The following is a 2,818-nucleotide window of genomic DNA, read 5'->3' as shown; positions in this document are numbered from 1 at the left end:
CTTAAGCTTGTTTTTGTTTTCATTTTATAGAAGAAATACATAACATGCAAAATCATTTTGCTACTGGTTGAGTAAAAGTGTCTATTTATTTTGCGGTTATCTAGTGTGTTGAATATTGAAACCCCTTCATACCAACATTTAGAGGTGTTGGCACGGATCTTGCTATATATAAAAGTGAAGACCAGGAGCGGGTATAGCAGCCCTGCTCTATGATTAGGAGGAATACAGATGAATACGACAACTGTGAATTCAAAAAGCATTATGGATCAAACCGAGCGATATGGGGCGAAAAATTATCATCCACTTCCGATCGTGATCTCAGAGGCAGAGGGAGTTTGGGTTAAAGATCCAGAGGGCCATCGATATATGGATATGCTGAGTGCGTACTCGGCCGTTAACCAGGGGCACCGGCACCCAAAACTGATTCAAGCGTTGAAAGACCAGGCGGACCGGGTCACCTTAACGTCCCGCGCTTTCCATAATGATCAGCTGGCTCCTTTTTATCAAAAGGTTTCGGAGCTGACTGGAAAAGATATGGTGCTTCCGATGAATACTGGGGCGGAAGCCGTGGAAACAGCAATTAAAACAATGAGGCGATGGGCGTATGATAAGAAGCAAGTCCCGGCAGGAAAAGCAGAAATCATTGCGTGTGAAGGGAATTTCCATGGACGGACGATGGCCGCGGTATCGTTGTCATCGGATGAGGAGAACAAACGTAACTTTGGACCAGGGCTGCCAGGTATTAAGTTAATTCCTTACGGTGATTTGGAAGCCTTAAAGCAAGCCATTACACCGAACACAGCTGGATTTTTGCTTGAGCCGATTCAAGGAGAAGCTGGCATTGTGATCCCGCCGGAAGGATTCTTGAAAGAAGCTTATGAGTTGTGTAAGAAAGAGAATGTTCTGTTTGTAGCTGATGAGATTCAGTCAGGTCTTGGACGTTCCGGCAAAATGTTTGCGTGTGACTGGGAAGATGTGACACCAGATATGTATATCCTTGGTAAAGCCTTAGGTGGGGGCGTGATGCCGATTTCCTGTGTGGCAGCCGATCATGACGTATTGGGTGTCTTCACCCCAGGGTCTCACGGCTCGACATTTGGCGGTAATCCACTTGCCTGTGCAGTATCGTTAGCCTCATTAGAGGTTATTGAAGAAGAGAAATTAGCGAAACGATCATTGAAACTTGGTCAATACTTCCAAGACCGATTAAAAGAGATCGATAATCCTGCGATTAAAGAAGTTCGAGGCAAAGGGTTATTTGTAGGGGTTGAACTGACGGACCCGGCTCGCCCTTATTGTGAAAAGCTGAAAGAAGAGGGGCTGCTCTGCAAAGAAACGCACGAAACCGTGATTCGTTTTGCTCCTCCACTGGTGATCAGTGAAGAAGATCTTGAATGGGCGATCGAGAAGATCAAAGGAGTATTGTCGGTTTCAAAGACATCATAAGTTGAAAAATTTCAACCAGGTGTAAAGATTGGGAAAAGCAGGTCTATTAAAAAAAGCTCAGCATACAACTAATAAACAAGCATCGGAGCCGCTGGGGTTGTTAAAGTCGACACAGGTGATGTTCCGCGATGCCATAATGAAGGAGGAAAGAGGATGAAGGAAGTTTTTCAAACGATTTATAGTCCTTGTTATGGAAGTATTAAAGAGGTGTTTGTGCAACCCTCGGCTTATGTTTATGAATGGGAGAAGCTGCTTTTAATTGAGACACATGACCAAGAGGAGATTGAAATATCGGTAGGCATCAGCGGGGACATCGTTTCTTTGGAAGTTGCCCCTGGCCAGATGGTTACGCCTGCTTCTGCGTTGACAGTAGTGAGAGATGATCTGCAAATTACGGGAAGTGACTAAGTCTTTCACCAGAATAAAATCCCCAAATAAAATAAGATCCTCTCGTTCACTAGATAGTTGAATGAGAGGATCTTTTTACATGAATGTATTAGTAAACATAATCGAATGTTTTATTCAGGGGGGAGAAGGAATACTATGTATCGTAGTTATTCTTCGAAGGGGCGTGCTTAAATGGGCAAATTCATTTTTAACCTGATCGCTTATCTTCTCGTTATAACCGTGAATGGACTTGCGAATGCGTTACCTCTAAATGGTCAAACGACAGGGGGAATTTCGAACAGGCTGAACGTACTGTTCACACCAGCAGGGTATGTATTCAGTATATGGGCGTTAATTTATATCCTTTTAGGGATTTGGATTATTCGTCAATTTCCGGCCAGCCGCAGAGACCTGCCTGTATACCAGAATACGAGCGGGTTGTTTGTTCTAAGTTCGGTCTTAAATAGTCTTTGGATTTTTATGTGGCACTATGAATTCTTTGGACTTTCTGTCATTGTGATGCTTCTTCTGCTGATTACGCTTATTCGACTTTATGTAAAATTAAAAGCGTCAGATGCGTCGTTCTTCGATTTGCTGCCTTTCTCCGTTTATCTCGGCTGGATTAGTGTCGCTACGATTGCTAATATGAGTTACTATCTGACTTACATTGGCTGGGATGGTTTTGGAATTTCGGCTTCGGTTTGGACGTTCTTGCTATTAATCGTCGCCACTTTATTAGCTATTTTCTTTATGTATAGTGAGAATGATTGGGTTTATCCGCTTGTCTTTGTGTGGGCGTTTATCGGAATAGGTGTGAAGAACCAGGATGCTTATGTGCCGCTTGTGGTGTACTCTTCCTACATTCTTGCTGTGGTTCTCCTGTTCTTTACTGTCATCTATGCATTCAAACATAGAAAATAATTTAAGCCCCTTCTCCTAAATGGGAGGCCACTGAAAAACTAACTTAATTTAAAAATTTACTGAC

At 43.0% G+C, this 2,818-nt stretch carries 3 protein-coding genes; all 3 read left to right on the top strand.

The genetic code is table 11. The features are described from left to right. Positions 1-228: 228 nt before the first annotated feature. The 3 genes from LD39_RS09305 (at position 229) to LD39_RS09295 (ending at position 2,754) form a co-directional block, all read left to right on the top strand. Complete coding sequence (locus LD39_RS09305) at positions 229-1,446, top strand: ornithine--oxo-acid transaminase (RefSeq protein ID WP_035545498.1); 1,218 nt, start codon at positions 229-231, stop codon at positions 1,444-1,446. Between the two features lie 153 nt (positions 1,447-1,599). Continuing rightward, positions 1,600-1,854, top strand: a complete 255-nt coding sequence (locus tag LD39_RS09300) for a hypothetical protein (RefSeq protein ID WP_035545496.1) — start codon at positions 1,600-1,602, stop codon at positions 1,852-1,854. A gap of 171 nt (positions 1,855-2,025) precedes the next feature. Beyond that, entirely contained in the window at positions 2,026-2,754 is a 729-nt protein-coding gene (locus LD39_RS09295; RefSeq protein ID WP_035545495.1) for a TspO/MBR family protein, read from the top strand. Positions 2,755-2,818: the final 64 nt, after the last annotated feature.

Origin of the sequence: Halobacillus sp. BBL2006 (genome assembly GCF_000786645.1) — a bacterium.
In the GTDB taxonomy this organism is placed as follows: Bacteria; Bacillota; Bacilli; order Bacillales; family Halobacillaceae; genus Halobacillus.
The sequence above is the reverse complement of the archived record's forward strand: the minus strand, read 5'-3'. Positions and strand labels throughout refer to the sequence as shown.

Bases quoted from the DNA above. Each gene is read 5' to 3' on its own strand.
- LD39_RS09295 (WP_035545495.1), top strand. From the start codon at position 2,026: ATGGGCAAATTCATTTTTAACCTGATCGCTTATCTTCTCGTTATAACC.
- LD39_RS09305 (WP_035545498.1), top strand. From the start codon at position 229: ATGAATACGACAACTGTGAATTCAAAAAGCATTATGGATCAAACCGAG.
- LD39_RS09300 (WP_035545496.1), top strand. From the start codon at position 1,600: ATGAAGGAAGTTTTTCAAACGATTTATAGTCCTTGTTATGGAAGTATT.